Below are 17,582 nucleotides of genomic sequence, written 5' to 3'. Positions count from 1 at the left end.
GCATCGCTTGGCCCCCAGCTGCTTCAACCGCAACGCCGGCGCCATGCCGGCGGCCAGCGCGGACGCCAGCGCCCAGGGCAGCAGCGCCACAGCATCCGGCGGCGACAGCACAAGTGCTCCGGCGGCGGCCATGCCGCCGGCAGCGATGGCCGCGCTAGCGCACATCGCCGCGATGTGCGCATACCTGACTTCCCGCGGCAACGCCGCCCGTTCTATGGCCCGGTCCAGCCGTAGCCGCCACCGCCACGAGCACAGCGGACCCGCCAACGGCGCCACCGCAGCGATCCAGGGCCATGCGACCCGCCACCACCACGGCATGGCGCGCGCCGCATCCCGTTCCGCCTTCAACAACGGTCTCAACAGCACCCACGCAAGCCAGGCCGTCCCGGCCGCCGTCGCGGACATGCTCAGGTATAGCCACATCCCGCCCTCCGTCAGATATCGATCCGCATGATTCGCCGGATCAGCAGCACGCCGGCCGTCTCCAGCACCGCCACAATGGCCAGCACGCCCCACCCCATCGGCGTATGCCACAACAGCCCCATGATCTCCGGCTCCAGCCGGTCGAGCACCGCCAGCAGCAGCAAGGGCAATGCCCCCACAATCCATGCCTGCAGCCGTCCCTGCGACGTCAACGCCATCAGCTTTGCCTGCAATTGAAGGCGGACACGCAATGTCTGCGCGATGCTTTCCAGCGCTTCCGCCAGATTGCCGCCGGTCTTTGCCGCGATGCGCATTGCCGCCACCACCAGCGAGGTCGAGTCAGCCGGCATCCTGACCTGCAGATTGTCCAGCGCAACATCCCACGGCACACCCAGACGCTGTTCCCGCAGCATCAGACCGAACTCCTGGGCGAGCGGTGCGCTGCTCTGTTCCACGACATGGCGCAAACCGGTCGTCATGGCCACGCCGGCCCGCAACGCGGATGCCAGCATCAACAGCGCCATGGGCAATTGCGCTTCGAAGCGCCGCGCACGCCGTCGCCGCAACCCTTCTACAACCATTCGTGGCAGCCGCGCCGGCAGGAGAGCGAACAAGACCGCCACCGGCGCGCTGCCGGTGGCCGCGAACGCGGCGACCGCGGCCGCTACACCGCAGCCGACTGCGCCCACCCACAATTGGCGCGGGTCGATGAACAAAAACACTTCGCTCAAGCGCACGCCCGCATCCTGGGTGTAGACCTCGCGATAGCGCCGAAGCGCCGGCGCAAACCAGTTCTGCGCACGCCACGCCAGCAACCCGGCGCACAACATGGCGGCCGCTGCCGCAAGCCAGATCATGGCAAGCCCTGCGCAAAAGCGCCGAAGTCAGGCGCCCGGCCCGCCGAGTCCGAGAACCATGCGGTATCCAGGCTTACGCCCTTATCCGCCCATTCCTGCGCAAATCCGGGTAGCGCACCGCATCCGCGAAACCCGTGGGTTCGATCAAAGCCGAACAGGTCCTGCAACTGAATGCGGCCGCTTTCCATGCCTGCCACTTCAACGATCGCCGTGATGACGCGGCGTCCGTCCGACAGCCGCGTCTGCTGCACGACCACGTCCACGCTGGCGGCAATGTGTTCGCGGACCGCCGACAGCGGCAGGTCCAGTCCTGCCATGAGAATCATGGATTCAAGCCGGGCCAGTGCATCGCGCGGCGAATTGGCGTGCAGCGTGGTCAGTGAGCCTTCATGGCCCGTATTCATGGCCGTCAGCATGTCGAACGCCTCGGCACCCCGGCACTCGCCCACCACGATGCGGTCCGGCCGCATGCGCAACGCATTGCGCACGAGTTCCCGGATGTCGACTCGGCCCCTGCCTTCCTGGTTCGCCGGCCGAGCTTCCAGCGCGACCAGATGCGCGTGGTTCAGCCGCAACTCCGCCGCGTCTTCGATCGTGACCACGCGCTCGCCGTCAGGAATCTCGTTCGACAGAATGTTCAGTAGCGTCGTCTTGCCAGAGCCCGTACCGCCCGAAACGACCAGGTTCTTGCGCATCCTGACGCATAGCGCCAGAAACCGTGCCATCGGGTCGCTCAGCGTGGCCAGCGCAATCAGGTCTGGCATCTGCGGCCGCCGCTGCGGAAACTTCCGGATGGTCAGGCTGGCGCCCTTCATCGCCACGGGGGGAATGATGGCGTGCACGCGTGATCCATCGGGTAGCCGCGCATCCACCATCGGCGAACTTTCATCGATGCGGCGTCCCAATGGGGTCACGATGCGTTCGATCACCCAGCGCACCGATTGCTCGCTGGTGAACGCAGCCGGTTCGCGCCACAGGCGGCCCGCACGCTCGACGTAGATTTCGTCATAGCGGTTGACCATGATTTCCGTGATATCCGGGGCAGCGAGCAACGGTTCCAGCGGTCCGAGTCCCACCGCTTCATCCAGCACCTCGCGGCAGAGCGCCGCCTTGTCGGCCTGCGGCGGAAGTTCGGCGTCCGTGGCCACGATCTGCATCAAAAGACGCTCGGCCTCGGCGCGGAGCATGCCATCGCTCATCCCGGCCACATCGCGCCGGCGCAGGTCCAACGCGTTCAGCAGGGCCGCATGAAGGCGGCGGCGGTCGTGCAGCCGATGAGCGGGGGCCGGCAAGGCCACCGCCCCCGGGACGCAAACAGCATCGTCCGTTGGAGGCTTTCCGGACTGCGCCGAGCCCTGAGGTGCGGCATCCAAAGCGTCGACGTGGTCGGCTGCCTCCGGCGCAAGCCTCGACACGCGTAGCCTGCAAGGCCCGATAAGGATCTCGTCGTGAGGCAGCACCGGCGCGTGCCGCACCACCCTGACGCCGTTTACCATCGTGCCCGCCAGCGTACCCAGGTCTTCCAGGACGATGACGTCTGCTTCGCAAACCAGCCGGGCATGTTGTCGGCCGATCCTCCAGGTTGGAATCCGCAACGCGCAATCAGCGCCTCTTCCAATCAGCACCGGCGCGGGCAGCTTGAGCTGCTGCTGCGCGGCGTCCTCAAAAGTCAGTTCAATATTGAGCATCACGGCCTTCCGCCAATGTCGAACCGGCACCCGCCGAACGCGTGACCCATTGCGAGCCGGCGCCCGCGTAGGGGTCCCACCCAGCCGCATCGGAAGGCACCGCCGTTCCCAGTTGGGGAGGTTCCGGAAACGTCGTCTCCAGCATCTCGCGTCCGCGCCGAACGCGATCCGCCATGGCGGGCTCGCCCTGGGACACGATCTTTGGCGTCACGAAGATCGCCAGTTCGGTCTCGCGGCGCTGATAACGGGTAGAGGAAAACAACGCGCCCAGGATCGGGATGTTCCGCAGACCCGGCAGGCCGCTGACGTCGGAGCCGTGCTCGCGCGAGAGAAAGCCGCCGATGACAAGCGTGTTGCCGGAGCGCACATTGAACTCGGTGGACGCGCGGCGTGTCCGCAGCGCCGGCCCACCGGGAAGGCTTAGCGAGGTATCGACCGAACTGGCCTCCACTTCGATGAGCGACCGGATGACGCCGTTGCGGTCGATCCGAGGCGTGATGTTCAGCGACACGCCATAGGGTTTGAATAGCGTGGTGGGATTGCCTCGCGCATCGGTTGAGGCATAGGGCACTTCCCCGCCGGCGAGAAAGGTCGCGCTCGCGCCGCTTCGGGCAAGAAGCTGCGGTTGCGCGAGCATGACCGCTTCTCCGGTTTGCGCCAGCGCGGCAATACGTGCCGACAGCAAGGCGTTGACGCCGAAGTAACCGGCGGCCGACGAGACCGGTGCCGCCGTTTCGATAATCTGCTCGCCCGGTCGGGTCATTCGGCCACGAGATCCACCATCCCACGCCAATCCTGCATTGACGCCCCCCTGCGTCATGCCATCCCAGCGCACGCCGAACTCCTGCAGCCGCGACGTGGGAATTTCGACCACCTGCACGTCCAGCAGCACCATACGGTCCCACCCGACCTGTCCCGTGAAATCCACGACCTCCGGATACCGGTCCGCCAGCGCCGCGATGCGCGAACGGTCATCGTCGGACAGATCGTCGCCTTCGATCAAAATGCGACCGCCCACGCTCGAGCTTCGCGCGCCCGGAATGCGGGAGAGCAGGCTATGAACCTCCTCGCGCAAGCGCGGCGTACCGGCGGCCACGACCCGCAGTTCGTAGGCCGCGATGCGATCGCGGCCTGCCCAGACATGCACGGACGACACGCCTTCCGCCCGTGCGAACACCACGATCTCGCGCCCTTCGGCAGCCAGGGCGCTGACCACCTGGCTATTGCCGATGGCCACTCGCCTCACGCCAGGGTGCGGCAACACACGGGTCTCGCCGACCTGCAGTTCCAGTGTCTGCGTGTCAGACCATGCGGGGTGGCAAACCAGGCACAGCACGAAGACCAAGAAAGCTCTTATGGGCGTCATGGCCCCTCCGAGTCGACGCTTGCCCACGCGTCCAGCCGATCGCCGTAAAGAATGGCAACGCCCGGCGCAGGCTTGGGTTCAGCGTCCAGACCGATGAGCGAAGCCAGATCGCTTTGCGCGGCGGGGTTGACGGATGCTGCGTCATCGCGATGACGCAGCATTGCAGTCAACACCCCAGCCTGCCGCGCGGCGATGAACCGCATGGCTTCATCCGGCGTCGCCGCCAAGGTGATGTTGCCTCCGTCCTCGCCCCCGACAGTCAGGACGCGCATGCTCTGCAGCACCGGCACGGTGAGCTCGCGTTGGCGGTGATTGAAGGTCACATAGATGTCGATCGCATCGCCGCCCTTCAGCATGTCCGCCAACCCGCCCAGATCCGTGGCGGCAACCGTGAGGGCGCGCTGCCCCGCCCGAAGCCGCGCGGCCAGCGAGGGCTGCGGCGCTTCGAAGGTCATGAAACTTCTGAGCAGGGGATCGCCATGCGCGACATCAGCGAGAAGCGTGGCGCCGATCACGCTGCCGACGTCAAGGGGATCCACACTGGCCCCCGGCGCCCAGGGCTGCGGGATCTTGCGCACGGCCAGGTGCACCTCTTCGAGTAGCGTGCCGGCCGGCAGGTCATAAGCAGCCACCAGGCGACTGACCGACGGCGTGTGCGCCTCGGCCTCCAGCGCCTGGACGCGCTGCTGGACGTGTTCCCGCACGGCCCAGGCGGCCACCAGTCCCGCCAGCATGGCCAATCCGTACACGCCGGTACGGCGCAGCCGCGCGGCGCCGCGCATGATCCAGGGATTCATGGCGCCCACCCCAGTGCACGCAGCCCGCTGCCGCCGTCCAAAGGCACCAACCATAGCTTCATGCGCTCGCGTTCACGCGCCCACCATTGATCGGCGCCATCTCCCTGCTGAACCCAGCCTGCCCGCCGCATCTTGGCATCGAGGAGTTCGGCCAGTTTTTGTTGCGGCATTGCGTACTGCCAGATGCGGTCGGAAACCTTGACGCCGGACTCCATCACGGCGACATCCGATCTGACGCGCGCGCCCTTCGGCAGCCACCCGGGCAACTGCGCGGTGGGGGCCGCTCGAACACTGATCGCCGAAAGGCTACCGACGGTGCGGTCCGTGCCTGCACTTTCCAATTGCGCAACCCAACGGTCATTGCCGACGAGGCCGGACAAGATGAGTTGTCCGGGCAACACGTGCAGATCCGCCAATGCAGGCTGCTGGGCAGCCAGTGTTTTGGCCACGGCCGACGGGCTTTGGGGCACATCGAACACCCATACCTGCGCCGGCATCCCGTGCAGCCACATCCGGTCCGCCACGCGCTCGCGCACAGCGCCTGCGGGTAATTGCAGGCCCTCAAGACTGAGGACGCCCGCTGACGCACTGGCGCGCTGAGGCAGCAACAACCCACCGCTCAGGCCAACGCCGACTGCGAGCAAACCAACGCGGCGCCACATGCCCCACCGCTTGGGAAACGTTCGTGCCCGATTCATCTTCCGTCCTCCGCACGCTTGCCAAGCCGATCATTCGGCACCACGTCACGCCACGCCGAAAGCCAATCCAGCGACAACGCAGGGCGCCCCCATGGGACCTCGACCTTGCTGAGCTGACGCTGCATGCGCTCGGCCTCGACCCGCGACGTCCGGCCGGCCTGCAACCACCCCGCCGACGACGCGCCTACACGTCGTTGCGCGTCGGCGTCGCCATGCGCATAGCCCGCTCCGCTAGCGACACTGATGTGACGCGAGATCGGCAAGCCAAACATGGCGTTGCCCGGCTGCGGCAGCGAACGGGTCTGCACGGACAGCAACTGCATTGCCCCGCCAAACCAGTCGTTCTGCAATGCCGCGGCACCGGCCGCGGCGGTCCCCGGCCAACTCTGGGCCGCGTCGGTCAGGACCATTCCGGACGGCGCACGTAGCGTTGCTGCCGGCTGCCCCAACGCCACCGCCATGACAGCCTGCCGGCTGGCTTGCGTGTTGCGCTGCGCCGAAAACTGCATGGCGCCGATATCGGAGACCGCCCAGAGCAGCACACTCATCAGCGGCAACATCAGCAACGCCTCGACCACCGCCTGCCCGCGTTCGGTTGACCCGCGCCTCTTCATCGAAGCCTCCCGGTTTGCACGGCTTCCTGCTGCGTAAGCGCGGACAGGCGAGCCTGCCAATAAGGCCAAAAGAGCGTAGCCAGTTCCGACCTGCCGTCGGCGCGCCGTTCCGGCCGCGCAAAGTGCGTCTCGGCCGCGGTGCTGACCGTGACGGCGCCGGTCCGCCCCAATGCGGTGTAGCGAAACTGACCATTTGGCGCGGCGACGGCACTGTCGGCGTCCGTGGTTTTAACGACGGTGGAATCCAGGCTGACCGCAATGGCAAACCGTAAGGGCTCAGCAAGACGCTTAGACGCGACCTCTCGATACGCCGGCAGTCCGCGTCCCGGCCAGCGCCGTGCCGACGCCATGGCGTAGGAGTTCGCCATCGGATTGGTGGCCCCGTCAAAGATGTTCCACGAGGTGGCGTGCTCCACCCACCGCCAGAAGTCCTCCTGCGAAAAATCCGCAGGCGGATCTTCGACAAATTCCACATCGTCTGGGGCACGGCTTTTTTCGCCCTGCACGGTTCCCCATCCCATCGCGTACTCGCGAAAATAGCAGCCGATCCAACGGTTCGAGCGCAGCGCGTGGTAGGACTGCGTGTCCAACGCGCCCCAATGGCCGTCCGGCCCCAGCCAGGTCGAACCGCGCCGCCTGAGCTCGTGCCGATGCAAGGGACAACGTGAGCTGACAGCCCAAGGATTACGACGTGTGGCGTTGCGGCGATCCAGGAACCCATAGCGAGCCACCGCGTCTTGCGTTGCAGGGCGCAATCCGGCGTTGCGCGTCGCGGCGTGGCGCTCCGTGTAGCCAGGCCACCCGTCGGTCAGCAGTCGCAGATCAATTGGCGATGCAGCAGCGGACGCCCCGCCAGGGTTGATCTCACCAAACGCCGGATAGTTGGCAGCCAGCACCTCACGCATTGCACGATCCCGTGATGCTGTAAGGTCACCCACAATCTCTCGCGCCGCCATTTCCAGCACCTGATGCACGACGCGATCGTGTTGTGCGAACGCAGAGGCGAGCCGGCCTTCGGCATTCGAAGGCCCCCGCGCGCCCTGATAGGCCGCCCCGGCGTCGGGTCCGAAAAGCATGGCGATCAGGCTGGCCGGCGGATTGCCCCGCTGGCGCTGCGATTGCATCGCATCGAGATATTGCGCGGACGCTCCCAACGTCACCAGATGCGCCATGGCAACCTGATGCGCGATCTGGCTGCGATTCACGTAGGCAATGGCATTGAGTGCGCGGGCCTGAACCAGCGCGCCGCTATAGGCGGCCGCGTCGGCCGCATGAGTGAGCCGGCTTCGTGCCTCGATGGTCTGGCCAAAGTTGTACAGGACCACCAGCGACGCCGCACCGACGGCCGCAATGACAATACCCAAGACCAGGGCCTGGCCGCGCTGTTGATCGGCGAACATGATGGGATGCGCCCTCAATTCGCGATCTCGGCATTGCCGGTAAATGACTTGAGCGAACGCGCCTTGGTCTGCGCGGCAGCCTTCTGGGCCGCCTGCTGCGCGGCTTTGGATTGCGTGCTGCCATCTTCGCCGGCCAGTTCACGGGCCATCGCCGCCGTCTGTGAACGCACGACTTGTCCGAAATACTGATAGACCGCGATTGCCGCGACGGCGACCAGCGCCACCACGACAATGTACTCCGTCATACCTTGGCCCAATTGGCGCTTTCGATGCCCCCACATGTCTGCTCTCCCGTGCAATGAACGTGGAGGCCAGTGTCGCCAGCCGGCGGCCGGCGGACAATTCGTGGATGCCGAGACGGACAAATCTGCCCCCGCACCTTGACGCGCGCGCCTATCGAGGAACCTGGCGTCGAAGATGATTCAACCCCGTTTATCGCAAGGGTTTCCCCTATTGCCGGGCCGGATTGCCAGCAGTAGATTGGAGTTGCCGGGCTGTCTGACACCCATCGCGTGCGAAGCCGGGCAGGAGCGCCTCAGACTCATCTTGAGCTGGGGCGCTCTTCCATTTGGGGGGCCTGCTGGCGGGGATTTGCTATTCGCGGGCGCTTATTGCCCTTTCGGGTACGAGCCCTGGACGATCTCTACCATTGCACGCGAAACCCGATCATGCCGCCCACGGAATGGTTGTCGCTCATGTTGTTGGTGGCGCCGGCTACGCTCAGGTTGCCATACACACCGTAGCGCCCCTTGTTCCACAGGTAGGTTCCACCGACGCCAAGCTCGGCCCACAGACGCTCATCCCGGCTTCGAAAAGCCACGCCGGCCACGTTGACGTTTGTGCCATTCATGAACTCGTTATAGAGATTCGCGATGGCGTACACATGCGTTCGCCCCGCCGCGCCCTTCGCACCAGAAGACTCAGGTTCATAGTCGAGCGACACGCCCAAACGTCCGGTCAGACTGTCGCCATCGTCAAGCCGCACCTTCGCGCCAAACGGGTCCGTGAAACTGTCGAAGTCCACGCGAGACCGAATCAGCTGCGCCTGCGGAGTCAGCGAGAACCCCTTGCCGATGTCATAGCGATAGCCCGTCTCCACCGAGATGGCGACGCCGTTTCCGTTGTTGCCCTTCACCTCATCACGCCCGATCGTGCGCGAAGAGATATCGCTGTCGAACCACATGGCCTGCAATTGTCCATCCACGTAGAACCCGCTGGCGCCGTACCACGTCAGGCTTGCGCCCACGCCCGTGCCTGTCGTGTCGATCTTGCCCCGGCCATACGGAGACGCAATATCGGCGGACGCGTTGCCATGAGAAAGATTCACGCCGGCCACCAACATCGCCCCATCCGGCCGGCGGTTCGCCACGACGTCAATGCCGGTTTGCAGCTTCCACAGATCGATATCCCGGCTCGACTTCGTCGCCGACTGTGCCGGGTTCATTGAACTGGTGGAGCCTTGGATGCGAGCCCACCCCCCGTATTTTTCCCCGCCTGCGGGCAACTGACCGTCAGTTCGCCAGATCCGGTTTCCGATGCGTTGCTGCAACGTCGGCACCGTATTGAGGGAAGCGAGCACCTGGGGATACTGCTCGAAAAGCGATATGCCAGGCTGATAGCGCGGCCCCTCTTCGGGCGTGCCGGGAATTTCCTCCACCGGTGCGCCAGGCCCGGGTTCGGGTTCGGGTTCGGGTTCAGGAATGGGTCCGGGTCCGGGCCCTGGTTCCGGTTCGGGAGCCGTCCCGGGCTCCCTGAACTCGGATACGAGGTACCAGTGACCATCCGCGGGCGTCTCGCTGCCGCCGTGTTCAAGCGTGTACGCATACGCGCCGGCGATCACGGCTTGCTGACCGTTTTCGGTCCGGTAATCGCCCTGAAGGGTGAACGCATTTGCGGGCGACGCGCCGCCGACCTCAATAACGCGAATGCCGTTTACCGTCTGCGCCCCGCCGCCACTCAGGTTAATGACTTTGACGGCGGTATTACCCGCCACATTGCCCGTCACAACCAGTTTGTCAGCGGGCGACGCATCATTGCCAAGCACCGTCTCCAGCTGCAGCAGCGAACCGCTGCTACCCGTGTAGTTTCCGCTGATGGTCAGCGTGCCCAACGACGCCCCGGGCGATACGGTGCCTGCGTTGACGACACTGCCCACCCGTCCGCGCCCTTCCAACGTACCGCCCGTGAGAATCTGCATCGACGCGCCCGACAGATCGCGATTGACCTGAAGAACGCCCGCGCCGCCTATTCGCGCGACACCCGTAAAGTCCCCGTGATCCGCATTCAGGATCGTGCGGCCCGCCAGCGCTTCCAGCCGCCCGCCGCCGACCAATCCAGTATTGGACCCCGCGGCATTGGTGGCGCCATTATTGATCGTCGCGTCGAACACATAACTGGAAGACGTGTGATTGAAAATCACCCGGCTGTCGCCCGGGCCAAATGAAACGCGCGTGGTTTCCAGCGTGCCCGGCGCGACCGGCGCAGTGCCCACATCGCTGCCGATGACAAGCTTGCCGATCCCGGAAGTTGTCGAGCCTATCAGCGCGCCGGGAGCGATCACCTTCCCGCCTTCCGAGATCGTCAGGCTGCCATTTCCGAACGAGCCAATCTGAATGGGCGAGCCGGAAAGCCACTGAGAATTGGCCCCGCTAACCGTCACCGCTCCTTTGCCGCCAAAGACGCCAATGGAGCCTGAGCCCGTCGAAACATAGCCGCCGTCCGCGATGGTCAAACGCCCCTCACCCGACATCCCGATGAAGAGCAGCTGATTGTTTATCCATTGCGAGCCCGCGCCAGTGACGGTCACAACGCCTACGCCATCGTCGAATTCCCCGAGCGTGGCGCGCTGACTCTGGACCACGCCACCACCGGCAACCGTCAGTGTCCCCGCCGCACTCCAGCCGACATTCAGCGTGCTCAAGCCGTTGACGGACACCTCCCATCGCGCGTTCGGTCCGGTCACCGAGACCAACCCGGCGCCGCCGGAAATACCCCCCAGGTAAGCGTCGGGGCTGCTCACCAGGCCGCCACTCAACACGTTCAGGGTTCCGGTTCCCGCGTTACCGACAAGGAGAGAAGTACTTATGTTCCAAGGGGAAGCCTGCGTGCCCGGGACGGATACCGTCTGCCCGCTCTCGATGGTGATTTGAGCGGCCGATAGCCAAGGAAATGCCAGGAGAGGGAGCAGCGACGAGCGAGAAAGCACGCCGGCGTGCAAAGCGTTGTTTTTCATGAAACTTCCTCCGATCGGGCTTCGGTATCAGCACATGCCAAACATCAGACGGGGCGGATGGGCCTCCCCTCATCGCCCACAGCCGTGAGCGGTTTCGAGGATTATTGAGGAATAGTCCTTTTGGACGAGGCAGTATTACGCGGAGTTACCAATACGGAACAGTCGACGATGCGCGGTCATTGAGCCTTCTCGTACGCATGGACGCCAGAAATGAAAACAGCCGCCATTGCAGGCGGCTGCGGTACCTGATTTCTCAGGATTTCTTTGGTAGGCCCCCCGAGAGTCGAACTCGGCACCAACGGATTATGAGTCCGCTGCTCTAACCAGGCATGAGCTAGAGGCCCAGGAAATTTACTGCCCTTCCAGGAAGCTCTTCAGCTTGTCGGCCCGGCTGGGGTGACGCAGCTTGCGCAGCGCTTTAGCCTCTATTTGGCGGATGCGCTCGCGCGTGACGTCGAACTGCTTGCCCACTTCTTCCAGGGTCTGGTCGGTGCTCATTTCGATACCGAAACGCATGCGCAGGACCTTGGCTTCACGCGGGGTCAGAGAGTCTAGCACTTCCTTGACCACGTCGCGCATCGAACCATGCAGCGCTGCGTCCGAAGGCGCCAGCGTGGACGTGTCTTCGATGAAATCACCCAGGTGCGAATCGTCGTCGTCACCGATGGGCGTTTCCATGGAGATCGGTTCCTTGGCGATCTTCAGGATCTTGCGGATCTTGTCCTCGGGCATATCCATCTTCTGCGCCAGCGTCGCGGGATCCGGCTCAGCGCCGGTTTCCTGCAGAATCTGACGGCTGATGCGGTTCATCTTGTTGATCGTTTCGATCATGTGAACCGGAATACGGATGGTGCGTGCCTGGTCGGCGATGGAGCGCGTGATGGCCTGACGGATCCACCACGTTGCGTAGGTCGAGAACTTGTAGCCGCGACGGTATTCGAACTTGTCCACGGCCTTCATCAGGCCGATGTTGCCTTCCTGGATCAGATCCAGGAACTGCAGGCCACGGTTCGTGTACTTCTTGGCGATCGAGATCACCAGACGCAGGTTGGCTTCGGTCATTTCGCGCTTGGCCTTGCGAGCCTTGGCTTCGCCGGTGGCCATGCGCTTGTTGACGTCCTTCAGGTCCTTCAGCGGCAGCACAACGCGCGTTTGCAGGTCGATCAGCTTTTGCTGCAGTTCCTGCACGGCGGGAATCTGGCGCTCCAGCGTTTCGGCGTACGGATGGCCAGCGGCCACTTCGTCGACGACCCACTGCAGGTTCGTTTCGTTGCCGGGGAACACCTTGATGAAGTGCAGGCGCGGCATGCCGGCCCGGTCCACACACGTATGCAGGACAGCGCGCTCGAGCTGACGGACTTCTTCAACCTGGTTGCGCAGCGTATCGGCCAGCTTTTCCACCATCTTGGCGGTGAAGCGGATGCCCATCAGTTCGTTCTGGATGGATTCCTGGGCACGCACGTAGATGTCTGACTTATAGCCGTCCTTCTCGTACGACAGGCGCATCTTGTCGAACTGCTTGTTGACCTCGTCGAATTTGGCCAGGGCCTTGACGCGCAGGTCTTCCAGCTGCTTGCTGGACATGCCGCCGGCGGGGCCGTCGTCGCTTTCGTCTTCGTCCGCGGTGACACCGGCACCGGCGTATTCTTCGCCGTCTTCCGGATCGACCAGCCCGTCGACGACTTCGTCGATCTGCGCCTGACCTTCACGCACGCGGGTGATGTGGGCCAGGATTTCGTTGATGGTGGTCGGGCAGGCCGAGATGGCCATGACCATGTGCTTCAGGCCGTCTTCGATGCGCTTGGCGATTTCGATTTCGCCTTCACGGGTCAGCAGCTCGACCGAGCCCATTTCGCGCATGTACATGCGGACCGGGTCGGTGGTGCGGCCAAAATCGGAGTCCACGGTCGTGAGCGCGGCTTCGGCTTCGTCCTCGACGTCGTCGTCGTTGGACGCCACCGGCGCGTTCTCGCTCATTAACAGGGTTTCGGCGTCGGGGGCCTGGTCATAGACCGCGATACCCATGTCGCTGAACGTGCTGATGATGCCGTCGATAGCTTCCGCGTCGACCAGATCGTCGGGCAGATGATCGTTGATTTCGCCGTAGGTCAGGTAGCCGCGGTCCTTGCCCAGCTTGATCAGCTGCTTCAGGCGATTGCGGCGCGCTTCGTATTCTTCCGGCGTGACGGGACCGCGGGCAATCAGATCCTTGGGATCGGCCTTGCCGCGCTTGCCGCCGCGCTTCGGCGGCTTCAGGTCGGGCAGGACTTCGCCTTCGCCGTCCATCGGATCATCGAAACCGTCGGAGTCGTTGTTGGCGTTCTTGGCGGGGCGGCCCGGACGGCGGCCGCTCGGTGCGGGGCGCGCGCTGCCGACCAGGTCGGCAAGCTTGTCTTCGGCCTTCTTGGCGCGGGCCTTCGTCACCTTTTCAGGCTTGTCCGCGGCAACGGCCGTCTTGGCTGCCTTCTTGGCGGCCGTCTTGACAGCGGGCTTGGCGACCTTCACCGCCGTCTTGGCGGGCGCTTTTTCCGCGGCCATGCTGACGGCGCGCTTGGGCGCCACAGCCTGGGTTTCGGCCGCATCAATTGCAGAGGAGGATTTGCCGGTGGATTTGGTCATAGTCGCTTCCGTGGTCGTCGCAACCCGTTTGGGCATGTTGCACCGCATAACGCCGCGCCGGGTACGGACCCGGGGCGGCTTGGAATACGGGTAAATCTGGTGGATCGGCAGAGTTCACGCGGCTGCGTTGTTCGCAGCACCGGCTCTTTCGAGCCCTTCTGGCGCCGTACCGGGTGCTTTACCGTTCTGGCGCAAGACGTGCATGACCTCATTCATCGGCAGGTTCCGGACGTTGGGGGGGCTGCCTGCCTATAAATAGGCTTTGCTTGCTTATCGGGCCATTGCCCCAAGCAGCTAGGTATACACAGCACCCGAACCACTAACGCCACGCGGAATGACCGCCGCTGAACTGCTTTTGATCCACCGCTCAGCTATATTAATTAACCATGTAACAATTTGGACACACGCATCTGGACACACGATCCCGGATTTTTTGAAGCGTTCAACTACCGGGTGCCCGAGCGGCTAGCCGCTCTCGTCCAATTGGCACAATAAGTATTTGATTCCGGCATCCGGAATAGATTCCGATGCCGAACTACATTTCACGTTCCTGCTACTGCTGTATCGGAATGGCGAACAATCAACTTCCATACCGACCGTCAATTTTGTCGATCATGCAACAGTCGGGCTACAACTGGCAATGGCGGCAAGCCACGACCAGCGCACTACGGCGCCCCGCATGAGCGGAAAACCTTTGATTTTAGCGTATTTAGCGCAACCCAGCACCTTTCAACACCGTCATACGGCTAGATAGCTCCAGATAGCGTTTGCGCGCTTCCTCCGAAGCAAGCCCTGAAGCCGCCAGCTTGGCCATTTCCGATTTCGCCGAATCGAATTCGATTCGCCGTAACGCGTCGTCCCATTCCGTCTGGGGATCAGGCAGGTCTTCCTGCGCGAGCATGTCCGCCCGCAGACCTTTCAAGACAGTGGCAAGGTCCGAATCGGGCTCAGCGGCTTCCAGCAACGCGCCAACATGGCGCGCACCGCTGGTTTGCGCCAGCATGATCAGGTCCCGTACCAATCCTAGATGGGGGCCATGGTCGATGACTTCAAGCTGCTGATCCCCCATGGAGTCAACCAGTTCGGGATGAGCAAGCAACAGGCTCAACAGGCGCTTGGCCAGGGACGGCATGGTGCGGCGCCCCTCGAAGCCGCCAACGTCGTTGTCACGCCGGCCTTTCCAGTTGCCCTTGCCACCTTTCCAATCGCCCTTGCCCTTCCAGTCGCCCTTACCTTTCCAGTCGCTTTTACCCTTCCACTCCTGCTTGCCGCCTTGTTGCCAGCCGCCCGCGCCGCCGCCCGGCTCGTCGCCGTGCGAGGCGTACTGGCCGTAATCGGTGAAGTCCGACTCGTCCGCCGGAATGTCGCTGAAGTCGTGGTTGCCGAAGTCGTACCCCATGTCGGGCGGACCGCCGTCATGACCGGGCTCGCTACCCGAAGGCATTCCGGCTTCACCCGCGCCGGGCGCTGGCCGCGGGCCGGGTGCGAACGGTTTCGCGGGTTGCTGCGCCAAGACCTGCGCCATTTCCTCGGGCGTCAGTTGAACCAGCTTCGCCATTTCCCGTTCGATCTGCACACGCAGCGCACATTCGGGAATTGCCGACAACAGCGGCTTGGCTTCGTGAAGGCAACTGGCGCGGCCTTCGGCTTCGTTCATGTTGTGGTGCGATGCAAGCTCATCCAGGAGGAACCGGGACAGCGCCACGGCATCGCCCAGACAGGCGCGGAATGCTTCGGCCCCCAATTCGCGCACATACGAATCGGGATCATGCTCGGCCGGAAGGAACAGAAAGCGGATCGCGATATCGTCCCTGAGAACCGGCAGACAGGCCTGCAGCGCGCGCCACGCTGCACGCCGTCCGGCCTTGTCACCGTCGAAGCTGAAGATGACTTTGTCGCTGGACCGCAGCAGCTTCTTGACGTGATCCGGGGTGGTGGCGGTGCCCAGCGTGGCGACGGCATTGGCGATGCCCTGCTGCGCCAGCCCGACCACGTCCATGTAGCCTTCGACGACGATGACCTGGCCTTCCTGCCGGATGGCTTGGCGCGCCTCCCACAGGCCGTAGAGCTCCTGCCCTTTTGAAAACAGGGGCGTCTCGGGCGAATTGAGGTACTTGGGCTCGCCTTTGCCGATGATGCGGCCGCCAAACCCGATGAGGCTGCCGCGCGCGTTGCGGATCGGGAACATCACCCGCTCGCGGAAGCGGTCGTAGCGGCGCCCGTCCTCGGACTCGATGACGAGTCCGGACTCCACCAGCGTGGGGTCTTCGTAGTTGGGAAATACGTGGGACAGGCCGTGGCGGTCGGTACCGGACCAGCCCAAACCGAAATGCGCGGCAATTTCGCCCGTCAGGCCGCGCTGCTTCAAATAGCGGACGGCGGCGGGCGAAGCACGCAACTGTTTCAGGTAGTGAGCTTGGGCCGCATCGAGCACCTGCGTATGGCGGGACTCTTCGGCCTTGCGGCGCGCCGATTCCTGCTGCTGCCGGGGACTGCGGTTTTCTTCGGGGACCGTCATTCCCGCCGACGCCGCGAGCGTGCGCACGGCGTCGGGGAAACTGGCGCCCGTATGTTCCATCAGGAAGGTGATGGCGCTGCCGTGTGCACCGCATCCGAAGCAGTGATAGAACTGCTTGGTGGGGCTGACAGTGAACGAGGGGCTTTTTTCGTTATGAAAGGGGCACAGGCCAAGCAAGTTGGCCCCACCCTTTCGCAACTGCACATATCGCCCGACAACGTCGACGACGTCGACTCGGGCGAGCAAATCCTGGATGAATGATTCTGGAATCAATAGATTCGGGAATCAGAAATCAATACAGGCGCGGGGGCAGTTGTTGGCTACGGATGCGCTTGTAGTGGCGCTTCACGGCGGCGGCATGCTTGCGCTTGCGCTCGGCGGTGGGCTTCTCGTAGAACTCGCGCGAGCGCAGTTCGGTGAGCAAACCGGTCTTTTCGATGGTGCGCTTGAAGCGGCGCAGAGCGGCTTCAAACGGTTCGTTTTCCTTCAGTCGAACGATAGGCATAAAGTAATTGGCCTGCTTGTAGGGTAACAAAGTTGATGACAAACCTGGCTTGCTTTTCCAGCAACGCCTCGAAAGCGCAACCCGGGCATGCTTTCGCCCGGGTTTGAGCTGGCTGTTTCCGTTACCCAAAGACTACCCAGAGAGTAACAAGCCAAGTTCGGTTTAGCGATAACCAGCGATTCTAGCATGGGTAAGGACGGTTTGCCTACTGCCAGAGCCCGACTGCGCCCAGCACCCCGCCCCTGCCCGCCCGCCATCAGCTCTGGGAACCCTTGCGGATCCAGGCTTCCAGTTGATGGGGACGTAAGCTGTCGTAGTCTTCAAACGGCTGGTGAATCCAGGGATTCGTGGGCAGCTTCTCGACGTAATAGTCGGGCGTTGCCAGGGAATGCCCCTTCCACCACAGCACGGCGCTGCGCAATTCGGTGATGTCGGCGAACTGGCTCTTCAGGTGATCGAACACCTTGTTGAACGTCTTGCCGGTATCAACCATGTCGTCCACCAGCAACACCCGGCCGGAAAGCGTGCCGCGGGTGATGGTGATGAACTGGGCGATGTCCATGTCGCCTTGTTTGGTGCCGGCTGCCTCGCGATAGCTGCTGGTGGCAAGAATGCCCAGCGGCACATCAAAAATACGCGACATGACGTCGCCCACACGCATACCGCCGCGCGCCAGGCAAAGAATCTTGTCAAACTTCCAGCCCGACTGATGCACCTGCAAAGTAAGGCGCTCGATCAAGCGGTTGTAATCGTCCCACGTTACCCACAGATGGCTATCGTCACTGGTCGGCGTGCTCATAGGCAAGCATCTCCTGCACAAAAATACGAAAAGGCCGCCGCCGGTATGACCGGCGGCGGCCTTGGG

At 63.6% G+C, this 17,582-nt stretch carries 13 protein-coding genes, 1 tRNA gene and 1 pseudogene; all 15 read right to left on the bottom strand.

What is annotated here, in order from left to right:
* A pseudogene (locus B3446_RS09495) lies at positions 1 to 423 on the bottom strand (type II secretion system F family protein); the annotation flags it as partial.
* Between the two features lie 11 nt (positions 424 to 434).
* Positions 435 to 1,280 (bottom strand): type II secretion system F family protein, encoded by an 846-nt coding sequence (locus tag B3446_RS09490; RefSeq protein WP_291380410.1) that lies wholly within the window; start codon positions 1,278 to 1,280, stop codon positions 435 to 437.
* Entirely contained in the window at positions 1,277 to 2,968 is a 1,692-nt protein-coding gene (locus tag B3446_RS09485; RefSeq protein WP_291380408.1) for an ATPase, T2SS/T4P/T4SS family, read from the bottom strand. Before B3446_RS09485 ends, B3446_RS09490 begins: the two co-directional genes overlap by 4 nt.
* Positions 2,955 to 4,334, bottom strand: a complete 1,380-nt coding sequence (locus B3446_RS09480) for a type II and III secretion system protein family protein (protein ID WP_291380406.1) — start codon at positions 4,332 to 4,334, stop codon at positions 2,955 to 2,957. The genes B3446_RS09485 and B3446_RS09480 overlap by 14 nt, the downstream gene beginning before the upstream one ends.
* Positions 4,331 to 5,131 carry a Flp pilus assembly protein CpaB gene (gene cpaB, locus B3446_RS09475; protein WP_291380404.1) on the bottom strand — a complete coding sequence of 267 codons (801 nt, stop codon included), beginning with the start codon at positions 5,129 to 5,131 and terminating at the stop codon, positions 4,331 to 4,333. Before cpaB ends, B3446_RS09480 begins: the two co-directional genes overlap by 4 nt.
* Positions 5,128 to 5,829 carry a hypothetical protein gene (locus B3446_RS09470; RefSeq protein ID WP_291380402.1) on the bottom strand — a complete coding sequence of 234 codons (702 nt, stop codon included), beginning with the start codon at positions 5,827 to 5,829 and terminating at the stop codon, positions 5,128 to 5,130. Before B3446_RS09470 ends, cpaB begins: the two co-directional genes overlap by 4 nt.
* A complete protein-coding gene (locus B3446_RS09465) occupies positions 5,826 to 6,443 on the bottom strand; it encodes a TadE/TadG family type IV pilus assembly protein (RefSeq protein ID WP_291380400.1) in 618 nt (205 codons plus the stop codon). Before B3446_RS09465 ends, B3446_RS09470 begins: the two co-directional genes overlap by 4 nt.
* Positions 6,440 to 7,843: a pilus assembly protein TadG-related protein gene (locus tag B3446_RS09460; RefSeq protein ID WP_291380398.1), complete on the bottom strand. Its 1,404-nt coding sequence runs from the start codon at positions 7,841 to 7,843 to the stop codon at positions 6,440 to 6,442. Before B3446_RS09460 ends, B3446_RS09465 begins: the two co-directional genes overlap by 4 nt.
* Before the next feature lie 14 nt (positions 7,844 to 7,857).
* Positions 7,858 to 8,124: a hypothetical protein gene (locus B3446_RS09455; protein WP_056315734.1), complete on the bottom strand. Its 267-nt coding sequence runs from the start codon at positions 8,122 to 8,124 to the stop codon at positions 7,858 to 7,860.
* Between the two features lie 362 nt (positions 8,125 to 8,486).
* Positions 8,487 to 11,075: an autotransporter outer membrane beta-barrel domain-containing protein gene (locus B3446_RS09450; protein ID WP_291380395.1), complete on the bottom strand. Its 2,589-nt coding sequence runs from the start codon at positions 11,073 to 11,075 to the stop codon at positions 8,487 to 8,489.
* 265 nt (positions 11,076 to 11,340) lie between these two features.
* Positions 11,341 to 11,419 (bottom strand) — tRNA-Ile (locus B3446_RS09445).
* A gap of 7 nt (positions 11,420 to 11,426) precedes the next feature.
* The gene (rpoD, locus tag B3446_RS09440) at positions 11,427 to 13,694 is read right to left on the bottom strand and encodes an RNA polymerase sigma factor RpoD (protein WP_175139236.1); all 2,268 of its coding nucleotides are present in this window, start codon (positions 13,692 to 13,694) and stop codon (positions 11,427 to 11,429) included.
* Positions 13,695 to 14,403: 709 nt separating this feature from the next.
* Entirely contained in the window at positions 14,404 to 16,485 is a 2,082-nt protein-coding gene (gene dnaG, locus B3446_RS09435) for a DNA primase (RefSeq protein ID WP_291380392.1), read from the bottom strand.
* 19 nt (positions 16,486 to 16,504) lie between these two features.
* The gene (gene rpsU, locus B3446_RS09430) at positions 16,505 to 16,717 is read right to left on the bottom strand and encodes a 30S ribosomal protein S21 (RefSeq protein ID WP_006218592.1); all 213 of its coding nucleotides are present in this window, start codon (positions 16,715 to 16,717) and stop codon (positions 16,505 to 16,507) included.
* Between the two features lie 256 nt (positions 16,718 to 16,973).
* Positions 16,974 to 17,516 (bottom strand): phosphoribosyltransferase, encoded by a 543-nt coding sequence (locus B3446_RS09425; protein ID WP_056315724.1) that lies wholly within the window; start codon positions 17,514 to 17,516, stop codon positions 16,974 to 16,976.
* Positions 17,517 to 17,582: the final 66 nt, after the last annotated feature.

Source organism: Achromobacter sp. UBA5777 (assembly GCF_002418565.1).
In the GTDB taxonomy this organism is placed as follows: Bacteria; Pseudomonadota; Gammaproteobacteria; order Burkholderiales; family Burkholderiaceae_B; genus Achromobacter; species Achromobacter animicus.
This window is presented reverse-complemented; position numbering and strand designations above follow the sequence as displayed.

Excerpts from the sequence above, each read along its gene's own strand:
- B3446_RS09490 (WP_291380410.1), bottom strand. The coding sequence starts at position 1,280 with ATGATCTGGCTTGCGGCAGCGGCCGCCATGTTGTGCGCCGGGTTGCTG.
- B3446_RS09485 (WP_291380408.1), bottom strand. The coding sequence starts at position 2,968 with ATGCTCAATATTGAACTGACTTTTGAGGACGCCGCGCAGCAGCAGCTC.
- B3446_RS09480 (WP_291380406.1), bottom strand. The coding sequence starts at position 4,334 with ATGACGCCCATAAGAGCTTTCTTGGTCTTCGTGCTGTGCCTGGTTTGC.
- cpaB (WP_291380404.1), bottom strand. The coding sequence starts at position 5,131 with ATGAATCCCTGGATCATGCGCGGCGCCGCGCGGCTGCGCCGTACCGGC.
- B3446_RS09470 (WP_291380402.1), bottom strand. The coding sequence starts at position 5,829 with ATGAATCGGGCACGAACGTTTCCCAAGCGGTGGGGCATGTGGCGCCGC.
- B3446_RS09465 (WP_291380400.1), bottom strand. The coding sequence starts at position 6,443 with ATGAAGAGGCGCGGGTCAACCGAACGCGGGCAGGCGGTGGTCGAGGCG.
- B3446_RS09460 (WP_291380398.1), bottom strand. The coding sequence starts at position 7,843 with ATGTTCGCCGATCAACAGCGCGGCCAGGCCCTGGTCTTGGGTATTGTC.
- B3446_RS09455 (WP_056315734.1), bottom strand. The coding sequence starts at position 8,124 with ATGTGGGGGCATCGAAAGCGCCAATTGGGCCAAGGTATGACGGAGTAC.
- B3446_RS09450 (WP_291380395.1), bottom strand. The coding sequence starts at position 11,075 with ATGAAAAACAACGCTTTGCACGCCGGCGTGCTTTCTCGCTCGTCGCTG.
- rpoD (WP_175139236.1), bottom strand. The coding sequence starts at position 13,694 with ATGACCAAATCCACCGGCAAATCCTCCTCTGCAATTGATGCGGCCGAA.
- rpsU (WP_006218592.1), bottom strand. The coding sequence starts at position 16,717 with ATGCCTATCGTTCGACTGAAGGAAAACGAACCGTTTGAAGCCGCTCTG.
- B3446_RS09425 (WP_056315724.1), bottom strand. The coding sequence starts at position 17,516 with ATGAGCACGCCGACCAGTGACGATAGCCATCTGTGGGTAACGTGGGAC.